The 14,842-nt window shown below is 72.0% G+C and carries 12 protein-coding genes; 5 read left to right on the top strand and 7 right to left on the bottom strand.

The window, feature by feature from the left end; genetic code table 11:
• Positions 1-3: 3 nt before the first annotated feature.
• Complete coding sequence (locus ABD198_RS12525; protein ID WP_344000395.1) at positions 4-3,003, bottom strand: bifunctional [glutamine synthetase] adenylyltransferase/[glutamine synthetase]-adenylyl-L-tyrosine phosphorylase; 3,000 nt, start codon at positions 3,001-3,003, stop codon at positions 4-6.
• A 129-nt stretch (positions 3,004-3,132) separates the two neighbouring features.
• Here ABD198_RS12525 and ABD198_RS12520 point away from each other — a divergent pair, with 129 nt between their 5' ends.
• The 3 genes from ABD198_RS12520 (at position 3,133) to rox (ending at position 5,684) form a co-directional block, all read left to right on the top strand.
• Complete coding sequence (locus ABD198_RS12520; protein ID WP_344000393.1) at positions 3,133-3,639, top strand: pyridoxamine 5'-phosphate oxidase family protein; 507 nt, start codon at positions 3,133-3,135, stop codon at positions 3,637-3,639.
• Positions 3,640-3,655: 16 nt separating this feature from the next.
• A complete protein-coding gene (locus ABD198_RS12515) occupies positions 3,656-4,102 on the top strand; it encodes a VOC family protein (protein WP_344000391.1) in 447 nt (148 codons plus the stop codon).
• A gap of 157 nt (positions 4,103-4,259) precedes the next feature.
• Complete coding sequence (rox, locus tag ABD198_RS12510; protein ID WP_344000388.1) at positions 4,260-5,684, top strand: rifampin monooxygenase; 1,425 nt, start codon at positions 4,260-4,262, stop codon at positions 5,682-5,684.
• A gap of 293 nt (positions 5,685-5,977) precedes the next feature.
• On the opposite strand, the gene ABD198_RS12505 is transcribed toward rox, so the two are convergent.
• The 3 genes from ABD198_RS12505 to ABD198_RS12495 form a co-directional block, all read right to left on the bottom strand.
• Positions 5,978-7,744 carry an NAD+ synthase gene (locus tag ABD198_RS12505; protein ID WP_344000386.1) on the bottom strand — a complete coding sequence of 589 codons (1,767 nt, stop codon included), beginning with the start codon at positions 7,742-7,744 and terminating at the stop codon, positions 5,978-5,980.
• A gap of 110 nt (positions 7,745-7,854) precedes the next feature.
• Positions 7,855-8,490: a DUF305 domain-containing protein gene (locus tag ABD198_RS12500; protein ID WP_344000384.1), complete on the bottom strand. Its 636-nt coding sequence runs from the start codon at positions 8,488-8,490 to the stop codon at positions 7,855-7,857.
• A gap of 13 nt (positions 8,491-8,503) precedes the next feature.
• Positions 8,504-9,163, bottom strand: a complete 660-nt coding sequence (locus ABD198_RS12495; protein WP_344000382.1) for a thioredoxin-like domain-containing protein — start codon at positions 9,161-9,163, stop codon at positions 8,504-8,506.
• 124 nt (positions 9,164-9,287) lie between these two features.
• Here ABD198_RS12495 and ABD198_RS12490 point away from each other — a divergent pair, with 124 nt between their 5' ends.
• Positions 9,288-9,731, top strand: a complete 444-nt coding sequence (locus tag ABD198_RS12490) for an RrF2 family transcriptional regulator (RefSeq protein ID WP_344000380.1) — start codon at positions 9,288-9,290, stop codon at positions 9,729-9,731.
• 22 nt (positions 9,732-9,753) lie between these two features.
• Here ABD198_RS12490 and glnA read toward each other — a convergent pair whose 3' ends face one another.
• Positions 9,754-11,115, bottom strand: coding sequence for a type I glutamate--ammonia ligase (gene glnA / locus ABD198_RS12485; RefSeq protein WP_344000378.1), 1,362 nt, complete (start codon positions 11,113-11,115; stop codon positions 9,754-9,756).
• 340 nt (positions 11,116-11,455) lie between these two features.
• Between glnA and ABD198_RS12480 the strand changes: the two genes are divergently transcribed.
• Positions 11,456-12,643: a globin domain-containing protein gene (locus ABD198_RS12480; RefSeq protein ID WP_344000376.1), complete on the top strand. Its 1,188-nt coding sequence runs from the start codon at positions 11,456-11,458 to the stop codon at positions 12,641-12,643.
• Between the two features lie 175 nt (positions 12,644-12,818).
• Here ABD198_RS12480 and ABD198_RS12475 read toward each other — a convergent pair whose 3' ends face one another.
• Together ABD198_RS12475 and ABD198_RS12470 are read right to left on the bottom strand one after the other, a co-directional pair.
• Complete coding sequence (locus ABD198_RS12475) at positions 12,819-13,871, bottom strand: endonuclease/exonuclease/phosphatase family protein (RefSeq protein ID WP_344000373.1); 1,053 nt, start codon at positions 13,869-13,871, stop codon at positions 12,819-12,821.
• Positions 13,872-14,037: 166 nt separating this feature from the next.
• On the bottom strand, positions 14,038-14,820 hold the full coding sequence (locus tag ABD198_RS12470) for a TetR/AcrR family transcriptional regulator (RefSeq protein ID WP_344000372.1): 783 nt from the start codon (positions 14,818-14,820) through the stop codon (positions 14,038-14,040).
• Positions 14,821-14,842: the final 22 nt, after the last annotated feature.

Below are 14,842 nucleotides of genomic sequence, written 5' to 3'. Positions count from 1 at the left end.
GCGTCAGTCCGTGTAGAACAGCTCCTCGACGACCGTGCGCGCCCGGCGCGCCGTGCGCCGGTAGGCGTCGAGCATGTCCCCCGCGTGTCCGGGCCCGTACCCCAGGTAGCGTCCCACGGCGGCCAGCTCCCGCGGATCGGTGGGGAAGGTGTCCCCCGCCCGCCCGCGGACCAGCATCACCGCGTTGCGCACCCGGGTGGCCAGCACCCACGCCTCGTCCAGGGTCCCGGCGTCCTCCTCGGACACCAGCCCCGCCTCGGCGGCCGCCGCCAGCGCCGCCCGGGTCCGCGTGGTCCGCAGCCCCTCCACCCGGGCGCCGTGCCGCAGCTGCATCAGCTGCACGGTCCACTCCACGTCCGACAGCCCACCCGGCCCCAGCTTCGCGTGCAGCTTCGGGTCGGCACCGCGGGGCAGCCGCTCGGCCTCCATACGGGCCTTCAGCCGCCGGATCTCCCGCACCTCCTCGTCGCCCAGCCCGCCGGCCGGGTACCGCAGCGGATCGATCATCTCGATGAAGCGGCGCCCGAGGTCCTCGTCGCCCGTCACGTACTCGGCCCGCAGCAGCGCGTGCCGCTCCCACACCAGCGCCCAGCGCCGGTAGTACGCCTCGTACGACTTCAGCGTGCGCACCAGCGGGCCGGACTTGCCCTCCGGCCGCAGGTCGGCGTCGATCAGCAGCGGCGGATCGGAGCTGGGCAGCTGCAGCAGCCGCCGCATCTCCTCGACCACCCGGTTCGCGGCCCGCGCCGCCTCCCCCTCGTCCACACCCTCCCGCGGCTCGTGCACGAACAGCACATCGGCGTCGGAGCCGTAGCCCAGCTCATGGCCGCCGAAGCGGCCCACGCCGATGATCGTGAACCGGGTGGGCAGGGTATCGCCCCACCCCTCCCGCACCACGGCCCGCAGCGTCCCCGCGAGCGTGGCGGCGGTCAGGTCCGACACCGCGCCGCCCACCAGGTCGACCAGGGCGCCCGCGTCCGCCTCGGCGGGCTGCGACTCGGTGCCGTAGGAGCCCACGATGTCCGCGGCGGCGGTACGGAACAGCTCGCGCCGCCGCACCCCGCGGGCCGCGTTGACCGCCTGCACGGCGTCGACGGCCCGCCCCACGGCGGCGAGGATCTCCTGCTCCAGATGGGTCCGGGTGCGGGGCCTCAGCCCACCGCCGTTGCCGTTGCCCAGCAGGGCGACCGCCTCGGGCGCCCGCATCAGCAGGTCGGGGGCGAGCCGCCCGGCGGACAGCACCCGGGCGAGGTTCTCGGCCGCCGCGCCCTCGTCCCGCAGCAGCCGCAGGTACCAGGGCGTCTTGCCCAGCGCGTCGGAGACCTTGCGGAAGTTCAGCAGCCCCGCGTCCGGGTCCGCCGAGTCCGCGAACCAGCCCAGCAGCACCGGCAGCAGCGTCCGCTGGATCGCCGCCTTGCGCGTCACCCCGGACGCCAGCGCCTCCAGGTGCCGCAGCGCCGCCGCGGGATCGGCGTACCCCAGGGCGACCAGCCGCTCCCGCGCGGCCTCCGGGCTGAGCCGGGCCTCGCCGGGGGCCAGCGCCGCCACCGCGTCGAGCAGCGGCCGGTAGAACAGCTTCTCGTGCAGCCGCCGCACCACGGAGGCGTGCCGCCGCCACTCCCGCCTCAGCTCGGCCACCGGATCGGTGCGCAGGCCCAGCGAGCGTCCCAGCCGCCGCAGATCGGCCTCGTCCTCCGGCACCAGATGGGTCCGCCGCAGCCGGTACAGCTGGATGCGGTGCTCCATGGACCGCAGGAAGCGGTACGCCTCGTCGAGCTGCGCGGCGTCGGCCCGTCCCACGTACCCGCCGGCGGCCAGCGCCTTCAGCGCGTCCAGTGTCTTGCCGCTGCGCAGCGAGGCATCGGTCCGCCCGTGCACCAGCTGCAGCAGCTGCACCGCGAACTCCACGTCCCTGAGGCCCCCGGGCCCCAGCTTCAGCTGCCGGTCTATCTCGGCGGCGGGGATGTTCTCCACCACGCGCCGCCGCATCTTCTGCACATCGGCGACGAAGTTCTCCCGCTCGGCCGCCTGCCACACCAGCGGCTGCAGCGCGTCGGTGTACTCCTGCCCGAGCCCGAGGTCCCCGGCGACCGGGCGGGCCTTGAGCAGCGCCTGGAACTCCCAGGTCTTGGCCCAGCGCTGGTAGTACGTGACATGGGAGGCCAGGGTGCGCACCAGCGGCCCGTTGCGTCCCTCGGGCCGCAGATTGGCGTCCACCGGCCAGATGGTGCCCTCGACCGTGGTCTCCGAGCAGATCCGCATCATGTGCGAGGCGAGCCGGGTGGCCGCCTGCAGCGCCTTCCGCTCGTCGGCTCCCTCCACCGGCTCCCCGACGAAGACCACGTCGACGTCGGAGACGTAGTTCAGCTCGTGCCCGCCGCACTTCCCCATGGCGATCACGGCCAGCCGGCACAGCGCGGCGTCCTCCGGCGCGTCGGCCTCGGCGAGGGCGAGCGCCCTGCGCAGCGTGGCCGTGGCGAGGTCGGCGAGCTCGGCGGCGGTGTCGGCGACGTCGATGGTGCCGCACACGTCCCGGGCGGCGATGGACAGCAGACAGCGCCGGTAGGCGATCCGCAGCGACACCGGGTCGGTCGCCTCGGCCAGCCCCCGCTCGAACTCCTCGATGCCGGGGTGCAGGTCGCTCGGTTCGTAGGTGACCAGCGCCCGCCAGTCCCCGCTGTGCCGGGCGAGATGGTCACCGAGGGCGGCCGAGGCGCCGAGCACCCCCAGCAGCCGGTCCCGCAGCGGCTTCGCCGCGATCAGGGTGTCCAGCAGCTCCTGCCGGTCGGTCGGCCCCGGCTGCGCCTCCAGCAGCCGCACCAGATGGAGCAGCGCCAGATCCGGGTCGGCGGTGGCGCCGAGCGCGGGCAGCAGCACCGGGTCGTTGCGCACGGGCGCCAGTTCGGGCGCGTCCAGCAGCCGCTCGGCGGCCGAGGGATCGGTGAAGCCGTGCCGCAGCAGCCGAGTGAAGGTACTGCTCCTGCGCCCCGGCGCCGACGTCATCCCCGGCCTCCCTCATGCCTCGGATCAGGGTCGTACGGCCATGAGCCTAGCCCCAGTGCCGGCCCGCGGCCCCGCGCGATGAGTTCCCCGGCCGTGCAGAGTCCTCACTGCAGAAAGGAAGGGAAGGCCATGCCCACACCCGAGACCAGCCTCGACCCCCGCTACAGCGACCCCACCGCGGCCGCGACCCCCTGGTCCGAGGCCGAGGCACTGCTGAACAAGGCGGAACACTTCTGGATCTCGACGGTCCGCCCGGACGGCCGCCCGCATGTGACCCCGCTGATCGCGGTCTGGTCGGACGGAGCGCTGCACTTCTGCACCGGACCCGACGAGCGCAAGGCCCGCAACCTGGCCGCCAACCCGCACGTCGTGCTGACGACCGGCACCAGCACCTGGGACAAGGGCTTCGACCTGGTGGTGGAGGGCGCGGCCGTGCGGGTCACCGACGACGCCCGGCTGAGGGAGCTGGCCGCGGCCTGGGAGGCGAAGTACGGCAGCGTCTGGCACTTCGAGGTGCGCGACGGCTGCTTCGACCACGGCGACGGACGCGCCCTGGTGTTTTCGGTGGCGCCCCGGTGCGTTTTCGGATTCCGTAAGGGAGAGCCGTTCAGCCAGACGAGGTGGCGGTTCACCTGACGAAAGAGTCGCGCACATGGACATGACCCTCGAAGTGATCCCGCTGCCCGTCAGCGACATCGACCGGGCCAGGGACTTCTACCGGGACAAGGTCGGCTTTCACGTGGACATCGACCAGGAGGTCATGCCGGGCATGCGCATCGTCCAGCTGACCCCGCCCGGTTCCGGCTGCTCGATCGCGCTGGGCGACAGCATCTGGGAGATGACCCCCGGCCCCACGCCGGCCCCGGGCTCCTACCAGGGCCTGCAGCTCTGCGTCGCCGACATCAAGGCCGCCCACGCGGAGCTGACCGCGCGCGGCCTGGACGTGTCCGAGCCGGTCCAGTACTCCCCCGACGACGGCGCAACCTTCATGCACTTCAAGGACCCGGACGGCAACGGCTGGGCGGTCCAGGAGTACCGCCGCCGCACCACGGAGCCGCTGCACAAGCTCCTGGCCGCCCTGGCGGCACGCAACGCCTGACGACACGACAACGGCGAGGAGACCACTCCTCGCCACTCTCAACGTATAGCGCAGAGGGGGCCTTGCGGCAAGGCCCCCTCCGTCGCGCAGAATGACCGGCCTACTCCCGCTTCTGCTCCACTCTGCGCCACTCTGCGCCCAAAACTGGGGGAATGCCGTGATCGACGTCATCATCACCGGAGCCGGCCCGATCGGCCTGATGCTCGCCGCCGAACTGCGCCTGCACGGCGTGGACGTGGTGGTTCTCGACCGGGCCACCGAGCGCACCCCGGTCGTCCGCGCCCTCGGTCTGCACGTCCGCAGCATCGAGATCATGGCCCAGCGCGGCCTGCTCGACCGGTTCCTGGCCCACGGGAAGCAGTACCGGACCGGCGGCTTCTTCGCCGGCATCGAGGCGCCCTGGCCGGACGACCTGGACACCGCCCACGGCTATGTCCTCGGCATCCCGCAGACCGTCACCGACCGCCTGCTGGAGGAGCACGCCGCCGAGGCCGGCGCCGGCATCCGGCGCGGCTGCGAGCTGACCGGCCTGAGCCAGGACGCCGACGGCGTCACCGCCGAGCTGGCCGACGGCACGCGGCTGCGCTCCCGCTACCTGGTCGGCTGCGACGGCGGCCGCAGCACCGTCCGCAAGCTGCTCGGCGTGGCCTTCCCCGGCGAGCCCAGCACCAGCGACACCCTGCTCGGTGAGATGCAGGTCGACGCACCACCGGAGACGGTGGCAGCCACGGTCGCCGAGGTCCGCAAGACCCAGAAGCGCTTCGGCCTCGCCCCCGTCGGCGACGGCGTCCACCGCGTCGTCGTCCCCGCCGCCGACGTCGTAGAGGACCGCTCCCTCACCCCCACCCTCGAGGACTTCAAGAACCAACTGCGGGCCACCGCGGGCACCGACTTCGGCGTCCACTCCCCCCGCTGGCTCTCCCGCTTCGGCGACGCCACCCGGCAGGCCGAGCGCTACCGTTGCGGCCGGGTCCTGCTCGCGGGCGACGCCGCCCACATCCACCCGCCCCTCGGGGGGCAGGGCCTCAACCTCGGCATCCAGGACGCGTTCAACCTCGGGTGGAAGCTGGCAGCGGAGGTGCGGGGGTGGGCTCCGGCCGGGCTCCTGGACACCTACGAGTCCGAACGCCACCCGGTGGCCGCCGCCGTGCTGGACAACACCCGCGCCATGTCCGTACTGGTCTCCACCGAGCCGGGGCCCCAAGCAGTGCGCCGTCTGTTCTCCGAACTCATGGACATCGACGAGGTGAACCGCCGCCTCGTCGAGAAGATCACCGCACTCGACGTCCGCTACGACGTCGGCGAGGGGCACCCCCTGCTCGGCCGCCGTCTGCGCGACCTCGCCCTCAAGCAGAACCGCCTGTACGACCTGATGCACACCGGTCGTGGGCTGCTGCTCGACCAGACGGGCCGTCTCTCCGTCGACGGCTGGGCGGACCGTGTGGACCACGTGATCGACACGACCGATGAACTCGACGTCCCCGCAGTCCTCCTGCGCCCCGACGGCCACGTCATCTGGACCGGCGCGGAACAGGAGTCCCTCCGGGCGCCTTTGTCCCGCTGGTTCGGCACGCCGGCCTGAACGCCGGGCCCGCGCGCCCTGATTGGGCACCCGGCGTGGGTGCGGGCCGGGTCTTAGGCGGCCGCAGACGCGCGCGGGCGGGAGGGGTCGGGGTGGTGGTGTCCGCCCGCAGCGGCCGGCGCGTCAACCGCAGGAGTCAAAAGGAAACCCATTTCGCGCCAGACCGAGGACGGATACCACCACCCCGGCCCCGACTCACCCACCCAGCGTGGGCGCTACGCGCACCCCCACCGGAGCCGCAGTTGCGCCGCAGGCATGGCCACGCGCACCCCCACGCACGGATCGGATCGCCGTCAGACCGCCGGAGGTACCCGTTCGCTCCAGCCGTTGGTGATGGGCAGCCGGCGGTCCTTGCCGAAGCCCTTCGGGGAGATCTTCGTGCCCGGCGGGTACTGGCGCCGCTTGTACTCCGCCCGGTCCACCATCCGCAGCGTCTTCGCCACCAGCTCCGGATCGAACCCGGCCGCGACGATCTCGTCCGCCCCCTTGTCCCGGTCCACGTACAGCTCAAGGATCGCGTCCAGCACCGGATAGTCCGGCAGGGAGTCCGTGTCGACCTGCCCCGGCCGCAGCTCCGCGCTCGGCGGCTTGGAGATCGAGTTCTCCGGGATCGGCGGCGTCTCCCCGCGTTCCACCGCCGCCCGGTTGCGCCACTCGGCCAGCCGGAACACGGACGTCTTGTACACGTCCTTGATGGGCCCGTACGCACCCACCGAGTCCCCGTACAGCGTCGAATAGCCCACCGCCAGCTCGGACTTGTTGCCCGGCGCCAGCACGATGTGCCCCTCCTGGTTGGAGATCGCCATCAGCAGCACACCCCGCAGCCGCGACTGCAGGTTCTCCTCCGCCAGCCCGGTCAGCTCGAGCGACCCCATGTACGCGTCGAACATCGGCTCGATCGGCACGGTCCGGTAGTTCAGCCCGGTCCGCCGCGCCAGCTCCGCCGCATCGTCCTTGGAGTGCTCGGAGGAGTACTTCGACGGCATGGACACGCCGTACACATTCTCCGGCCCCACCGCGTCACACGCGATCGCGGCCACCAGCGACGAGTCGATACCGCCCGACAGCCCGATCAGCACCGAACGGAAGCCGTTCTTCTCCACATATGCCCGCAGCCCCACGACCAGCGCGGAGTAGATCTCCTCGTCGTCGTCGAGCCGCTCCGCGTAACCACCGGTCCGCTCCGGCTCGTACGCCGGCACCGGCTCCTGAGAGATCACCACCCGCTCGATCCGCAGCCCGTCGTCCACCACCCCGGTGGGCGCGTCCTCGACCGCCGCCGGCAGCTCCAGGTCCACCACCAGGCACTCCTCGGCGAACTGCGGCGCCCGTGCGAGAACCTCGCCCCTCGGGTCCACGACGATGGAGTCCCCGTCGAAGACGAGGTCGTCCTGCCCGCCCATCATGGCGAGGTAGGCCGTGGTGACCCCGGCCTCCTGGGCCCGCTTGCGGACCAGTTCGAGACGGGTGTCGTCCTTGTCCCGCTCGTACGGCGAGGCGTTGACCGACAGCAGCAGCCCGGCCCGGGCGGAGCGCGCCGCCGGCACCCGGCCGCCGTCCTGCCACAGGTCCTCGCAGATGGCGAGCGCGACATCGACACCCCGCACCCGCACCACCGGCATGGTGTCCCCGGGCACGAAGTACCGGAACTCGTCGAAGACGCCGTAGTTGGGCAGGTGGTGCTTGGCGAAGCTGAGCACCACGTCACCGCCGTACAGCACGGCTGCGGCGTTCCGCGGTGCTCCCGCCGGCTGCCCGTACTTCGGTTGGGCGGTCTCGCTGCGGTCGAGGTAGCCGACGACGACCGGCAGCTCACCGAAGCCCTCGTCGGCGAGCCGCGCGGCCAGTGAGCGCAGGGCGGCGCGGGAGGCCTCCACGAAGGACGACCGGAGGGCCAGGTCCTCCACCGGATATCCGGTCAGCGCCATCTCCGGGAACGCCACGAGGTGCGCTCCCTGCTCGGCGGAGCGCCGGGTCCAGCGGACAATCGTTTCAGCGTTGCCGGTGATGTCACCGACGCGGGTGTCGATCTGATTCAGGGCGAGGCGAAGTTGAGGCACGCGCCCAGTGTAATCGTCAAAGCGACGCAATACGCGGGGGCAACCGCCGGATCACACCCGAGCCACCCTCACCGCGCCCGGGCCGGGCCCTCACCCGCGCCTGGCGCCCCTCACCGCGCCCGAGCCCCCCGCTCCCGCAGCATCCCGGCCATCAGCTCGATCTCCGACTGCTGCCCCTCGACCATCGTCCGGGCCAGCCGCTTCTCCACCCCGACCTCGCACTTGCTGAGGCACCCCTGGGCCATGTGCACCCCGCCCTTGTGATGGTCCGTCATCAGCTGCAGGTAGAAGATCTCGGCCTGCTTGCCGTTCAGCTCACCCAGCCGCTTCATCTCGGCGTTGGTCGCCATCCCCGGCATCAGCGCACCGCCGGCGTCCTCGCCGGCAGCGCCCTCGCCGCCCATGCCCATCCAGGTCATCGGCGGATCGGCCGACACCTTCGGCAGCTCCCACAGATCGAGCCAGCCGAGCAGCATGCCCCGCTGGTTCGCCTGCGTCTGGGCGATGTCGTACGCGAGCCGGCGCACCTGCTCGTTCTTCGTCCGGTCCCGGACGATGTAGGACATCTCCACGGCCTGCTGATGGTGCACGGCCATGTCCCGGGCGAACCCGGCGTCCGCCGACTCCGCCGAAGGCGTGCCCGCGCCCCCGCCGTCGTCGTCCCCCGCGACGGCCGCGTAGCCGAGCGCACCGCCGGCGACCAGCACCAGCGCCGCGGCCCCCGCGATCAACCCGAAGTGCTTCATGGACCCGGCTGCCTCACTGAGCCAGACCGTTGGTGCAGGCGGCCCCCGGCTCGGGGGTCTGCTGCCCCTGCACGAACTTCGCGAAGAACTTGTCGACGGCAGGGTCGTCGGCGCCCTTCACCGTCCGCTGGTGCCCCCAGGCGGACAGCATGATCGGGTCCTTCTGCCCCTCGACCGGGCTCATCAGGGTGTACGGCGTCTTCTTCACCTTGGCGGCCAGGGCGTCGACGTCCTTCTTGTCGGCCTTGGAGTTGTACGTCACCCACACCGCGCCGTGCTCCATCGAGTGCACGGCGTTGGTGTTGTTGATCTCCTTGGTGTAGACGTCGCCGTTGCAGTTCATCCAGACCGGGTGGTGGTCGCCGCCGACGGGGGGCGTCACCGGGTAGCTGACCGACTTGGTGACGTGGTTGCGGGCGAGCGTGCCCTCCCACTTCTTCACGCCGTCCTTGCCGGTGACGAACTTGCCGGAGCTCTTGTCGCTCGCGGCGCTGTCCGAGTCGTCCTTCTGGGAGCGGACGAGGAACACACCGCCCACCACGAGCGCGCCGACGATCACCACGCTGGCGCCGATGGTGAGGATCCGCGCGCGGCGCTCGCGGGCCTGCTCTGCGCGCCGCATCTCCTCTATGCGTGCCTTGCGTGCCGCGCTGCTCTTCTTGGCGGAGCCCATGGGTGCGCCCTTCGGGGGTGAGGGATGGGACGATCGGGTGAGCTGATCGTAATGGGGAAGGCGGGGCCCGTCGTAGGGGGCCAGAAATTTGAACCCCGGATGAGCATTAACCTACGCTCCCGGTATGCGGCTGCTGCGCTCCACCGACCTGGCCCTGCGCCTGCTGATGCGCCTCGCCGCGACGCCCGATCCGAACCCCACGACCCGTGATGTCGCGGCGGCGATGGACGTGCCCTACACCCACGCCGCGAAGGTCGTCGCCGAACTCCAGCACATGGGTCTGCTCACGGCCCGCCGCGGCCGGGGCGGCGGGCTCGCGCTGACCGAGAAGGGCCGCACCGCGTCCGTGGGCGAGCTGGTCCGCGCCTTCGAGGGCGAGGGCGACGTCGTCGACTGCGAGGGCACCGCCACCACGGCCGCCTGCCCCCTGAGCCCCGCCTGCCGCCTCCGCGGCGCCCTCCGCCAGGCCCAGGAGGCCTTCTACGCCTCCCTGGACCGCCTCACCATCACCGACCTCACCACGGCCCCGACGGGCCCGCTCCTCCTGACCATCTCGAAGCGGCCGTAGGCTCGCTGCCCGCAGCGGACCGCTACAGCACCGGCAGGTTCTTCCGCAGCTCGAAGGCCGTGACCTCGGAGCGGTACTCCTCCCACTCCTGCTTCTTGTTGCGGAGGAAGAAGTCGAAGACGTGTTCGCCGAGGGTCTCGGCGACCAGGTCGCTGCGTTCCATCAGGGTGAGGGCCTCGCCGAGGTTCTGCGGCAGGGGCTCGATGCCGAGGGCTCGGCGTTCCGCGTCGGAGAGGGCCCAGACGTCGTCCTCGGCGCCCGGCGGGAGTTCGTAGCCCTCCTCGACGCCCTTGAGGCCGGCGGCGAGGAGGACGGCGTAGGCCAGGTAGGGGTTGGCCCCGGAGTCCAGGGAGCGGACCTCGACGCGGGCCGAGCCGGTCTTGCCGGGCTTGTACATGGGGACGCGGACCAGGGCGGAGCGGTTGTTGTGGCCCCAGCAGATGTAGGAGGGGGCCTCGCCGCCCGCGCCGGCGGTGCGCTCGGCGCCGCCCCAGATGCGCTTGTAGCTGTTGACCCACTGGTTGGTGACCGCGGAGATCTCCGCCGCGTGCCGCAGCAGGCCGGCGATGAAGGAGCGGCCGACCTTGGAGAGCTGGTACTCGGCCCCGGACTCGTAGAAGGCGTTCCGGTCGCCCTCGAAGAGGGAGAGGTGGGTGTGCATGCCGGAGCCGGGGTGCTCGGAGAACGGCTTCGGCATGAAGGTCGCCTGGACGCCCTGCTCGAGCGCCACCTGCTTCATGACCAGGCGGAAGGTCATGACGTTGTCCGCGGTGGACAGCGCGTCGGCGTAGCGCAGGTCGATCTCCTGCTGGCCGGGGGCGCCCTCGTGGTGGGAGAACTCCACCGAGATGCCCATGGACTCCAGCATGGTGATCGCCTGGCGGCGGAAGTCCATGCCGACGTTCTGCGGGGTGTGGTCGAAGTAGCCGGAGTTGTCGGCCGGGGTCGGGCGGCTGCCGTCGACCGGCTTGTCCTTCAGCAGGAAGAACTCGATCTCCGGGTGGGTGTAGAAGGTGAAGCCCTGGTCGGAGGCGCGGGCCAGGGCGCGCTTGAGGACGTAGCGCGGGTCCGCGAAGGACGGGGAGCCGTCCGGCATCAGGATGTCGCAGAACATCCGGGCCGTGCCGGGGGCCTCGGCGCGCCAGGGGAGGATCTGGAAGGTGGACGGGTCCGGCTTGGCGATCATGTCGGACTCGTAGACCCGGGCGAATCCCTCGATGGCGGAGCCGTCGAAGCCGATGCCCTCGTCGAACGCCTGCTCCAGCTCGGCCGGAGCCACGGCCACGGACTTCAGGAAGCCCAGCACGTCCGTGAACCACAGGCGTACGAACCGGATGTCGCGCTCCTCCAAGGTCCGGAGCACGAACTCCTGCTGCTTGTCCATCTTCCGCTTCCCCATCCTTGCCGGTCAGGCCACCTGTCGTCCCGGGCCACGGGAGACGGTCGGGCGCTCGGGGTCATCCCACCACACCAGCGTTTCATGTGCGTTGCCGACCACCCTGTCGCCCATCTTGCCCGTTCGTGGCCACGTCCGTAACAGCCGGGGCCGCCCGGCTCCGCATGCGCCTCCGGAACCCACCGGGGTCAGCTGCAGGTCAGGGCCGCAGGTGGCCGGAACCCCACCCCCGCTTTAATTGGAATCTCAGATGCAAGTTTTAATGAGGGGGCAAGCAGCCGAGCCGGTCCGGCGCCCCGCCGGGCTGTGCCGAGTCGGAGGAGACCTGATGCTGTCCGAGCAGTCCGCTGCCGTCGTGCGTGCCACGCTTCCCGCGGTCGGCGCGTCCCTCGACAAGATCACCGAGCGGTTCTACGCCGGGATGTTCGCCGCCCACCCCGAGTTGCTGCGCGATCTGTTCAACCGCGGCAACCAGGCCGCCGGCACCCAGCGGCAGGCCCTCGCCGGATCCATCGCCGCCTTCGCGACCCACCTGCTGGACCACCCGGACCAGCGGCCGGACGCGATGCTCCAGCGGATCGCCCACAAGCACGCCTCCCTCGGCATCACCGCGGACCAGTACGAGATCGTCCACCGGCACCTCTTCGCCGCCATCGCCGAGGTGCTCGGCGAGGCCGTCACGCCCGAGGTCGCGGCCGCCTGGGACGAGGTCTACTGGCTGATGGGGAACGCCCTGATCGCCCTGGAGAAGCGGCTCTACGAGGAGCGCGGCGGGCACGGCTGGCGCACCTGGCGGGTCGTCGAGCGCATCCCCGAGACCGCCGACGTGGTGACCTTCCGGCTCCGCCCGGCCGACGGGGGCCCGGTGCGCGACTTCCGCCCCGGCCAGTACGTGTCCGTCCGGGTCGCCCTCCCCGACGGCGCCCGGCAGATACGGCAGTACAGCCTGACCGGCGCGCCCGGCCCCGAGGAGCGGCAGTTCGCGGTCAAGCGGGTGCACGGCGACGGCGCGCCGGACGGCGAGGTCTCCAACCACCTGCACGCCCGGGTGCACCCCGGTGACCTGCTGGAGCTGTCCGAGGCGTACGGCGACCTGGTGCTGGACGCGGACCCCGGCACGCCGCTGCTGCTGGCCTCCGCCGGGATCGGGGTGACCCCGATGATCGCCATGCTGGCGCACCTCGCCGAGAGCGGGCACCGCGCCCCGGTCACCGTGGTGCACGGCGACCGCTCCCCCGCCGATCACGCGCTGTGCAACGACCACCTGGCGTACGCGGCCAAGCTGCCGGACGCCGCGGTGCACCTGTGGTACGAGCAGGACGCCCCGGCCGGCGCGCACACCGGCTACGTGGATCTCGCGGAGGTGCCGGTGGCCTCCGGCACGCGCGCCTATCTGTGCGGCCCGCTGCCGTTCATGCGGTCGGTGCGGGAGCAGCTGATCGGCAAGGGCGTGGTGCCGGCCGACATCCACTACGAGGTGTTCGGCCCGGACCTGTGGCTGGCCCGGCAGGACTGACGCCGGCCGGCTGCCGATGAGGCGAGGGGCGGTGAGCGGCGCCCCCTCGCCCCGGCGCCCTCGCCCCGGCGCCCCTTCGGGCATGCGCCGGGGCGAGGGCGCCGGAACGGCGGGGCGGTCGGACCCGGATCACCGGCGGAGCGACCGGCCCCGCTACACCGGCGGAGCGGCCGGCCTACGAATCGCCTGTGGTCAGCTTCACACGCGCCGCGATCGGCAGATGGTCGCTCGGGGTCTGCGGGAGGGTCCAGGAACTGGTCGGCTCCGCGCCCTTGACCATGATCTGGTCGATCCGCGCCATCGGGAACGACGCCGGCCAGCTGAAGCCGAAGCCGCTGCCCACCGCGCCCTGGGTGGAGCGCATCTGGGAGGTGACCGCGTTCAGGGAGCGGTCGTTCATGGTCCCGTTGAGGTCGCCCAGCAGGACGACGTTGCGCAGCGGCTCGGCGGCGATGGCCTCGCCGAGCGCGTCGGCGCTCTTGTCGCGCTGACGGGCCGTGAAACCGGCCTCCAGCTTCACCCGGACCGACGGCAGATGCGCCACGTACACCGCGACCTGGCCGCCGGGCGCGCTCACCGTGGCGCGCATGGCGCGCTTCCAGCCGAGGCGGATGTCGACCGCCTCGACATCGCTGAGCGGGTACTTGCTCCACAGGCCGACCGTGCCCACCACGGCGTGGTGGCGGTAGGTGGACCGCAGCGCGTCCCGGTAGGCCGGGACCGCGGACGCCTTGAGCTCCTCCAGCGCGAGCACATCGGCGCCGGAGGCGGCCACCTCACGGGCGGTGCCCGCCGGGTCGGGATTCTCCGCGTTGACGTTGTGCGTGGCCACCGTCAGCTCGCCGCCGCCGCTGGTCTTGTCGGTGAGCAGACCGCCGAAGAGGTTCAGCCAGACCACCACGGGCAGCAGCGTCGCGATGAGCGCCGTGGCCGACTTGCGCAGCAGGGCCAGCAGGAGCAGCACCGGGATGAACACGCCCAGCCAGGGCAGGAACGTCTCCACCAGGCTGCCCAGGTTGCCGACCTGGTTCGGGATGTGCGCGTGGGCCAGCATCACCACGGCGAGCATCACCGCGAAGGCCGCCAGCACCAGGCCCCGGCGCCAGATGCGGCGGTCGTCCCGCCAGCCTCTGGTCAGGGCGTCGATCAGGCGCTGAAGCCGGGATGTCCGGGGCTCGGGGTCCGAGCCGCCGTTGTCCGTCTGCGTCATGTACGCCTGCTGCGCCATACCGTCGCCTCACACCTTGCCGTGCACACCGTCTCTCCCGTGTCCGTAAAGACCCTAGGGGATGATCGGTGCCCTTCCTGCCGTCCCTCGACGGCCGTACGGGGGCGATGACGTGCCATGGCGGGGCACGAGTTCCGTCTGTGACGAAATGCGCACATGCCGGGGTTCAACGGCCGGGGCGCAGGCCCTCCAGAAGGGTGTCGACGACCTTCGCGGCGAGGTCCTCGGGGAGGTCGGCGTCGGGGCGCATCACGGTGCGCAGCAGGATGGGGCCGACCACTATGTCGTTGAGCAGTTCCAGGTCGACGTCGGTGCGCAGTTCGCCGTTCTCCTGGCCCCGGCGCAGCACCTGAAGGCCGAGGCGGCGGCGCGGCTCGATGGCGATGGCCTGGTAGGCCGCCCAGATCTTCGGGCTGCTCTTCATCTGGGCGTGCACGTTGTGCAGGATCGCCGAGGTCCTGCTGGCGAGTCCGCGCCGGCGCAGGGACTCCAGCAGCACGACGAGGTCGTCGCGCAGGGAGGTGCCGGGGAGTTCGGGGTCCGGGGGCTCGGCGGCGCGGACCACGTCGACGAAGAGTTCCTCCTTGCCGCTCCAGCGGCGGTAGATGGTGGCCTTGCCGACGCCGGCGGTGCGGGCGATCCGCTCGATGGACAGCTCCGCGAGCGGCACGCCCGCCTCCAGAAGCTTCATCACACCGTCGATGATGGCGCGTTCGGCCGCCTCGCTGCGGGGACGTCCACGGGCGGGGCCGCCGTCCTGCCGGGTGCCGTTCGCCTCTTCGGTGCCGGTGTGCGGGGCGGCGGCGGTGCCGGTGTGCGGGGCGGCGTCGGTGCCGGTGTGCGGGGCGGCGGCGGTGCCGGTGTGCGGGGCGGCGGCGGTGCCGTTGCCGGTGCCGGTGCCGGTGTGCGTGCTGTCGTACGTGCCGGTGCCGGTGTCGGCGAGGCTCACGTCGTCGTTCCCTTCCCTGGGC

The sequence above is a fragment of the Streptomyces thermocarboxydovorans genome, from assembly GCF_039524635.1.
Classification (GTDB): Bacteria; Actinomycetota; Actinomycetes; order Streptomycetales; family Streptomycetaceae; genus Streptomyces; species Streptomyces thermocarboxydovorans.
This window is presented reverse-complemented; position numbering and strand designations above follow the sequence as displayed.

Bases quoted from the DNA above. Each gene is read 5' to 3' on its own strand.
- ABD198_RS12480 (WP_344000376.1), top strand. From the start codon at position 11,456: ATGCTGTCCGAGCAGTCCGCTGCCGTCGTGCGTGCCACGCTTCCCGCG.
- ABD198_RS12520 (WP_344000393.1), top strand. From the start codon at position 3,133: ATGCCCACACCCGAGACCAGCCTCGACCCCCGCTACAGCGACCCCACC.
- ABD198_RS12500 (WP_344000384.1), bottom strand. From the start codon at position 8,490: ATGAAGCACTTCGGGTTGATCGCGGGGGCCGCGGCGCTGGTGCTGGTC.
- ABD198_RS12515 (WP_344000391.1), top strand. From the start codon at position 3,656: ATGGACATGACCCTCGAAGTGATCCCGCTGCCCGTCAGCGACATCGAC.
- ABD198_RS12495 (WP_344000382.1), bottom strand. From the start codon at position 9,163: ATGGGCTCCGCCAAGAAGAGCAGCGCGGCACGCAAGGCACGCATAGAG.
- ABD198_RS12490 (WP_344000380.1), top strand. From the start codon at position 9,288: ATGCGGCTGCTGCGCTCCACCGACCTGGCCCTGCGCCTGCTGATGCGC.
- glnA (WP_344000378.1), bottom strand. From the start codon at position 11,115: ATGGACAAGCAGCAGGAGTTCGTGCTCCGGACCTTGGAGGAGCGCGAC.
- ABD198_RS12475 (WP_344000373.1), bottom strand. From the start codon at position 13,871: ATGGCGCAGCAGGCGTACATGACGCAGACGGACAACGGCGGCTCGGAC.
- ABD198_RS12525 (WP_344000395.1), bottom strand. From the start codon at position 3,003: ATGACGTCGGCGCCGGGGCGCAGGAGCAGTACCTTCACTCGGCTGCTG.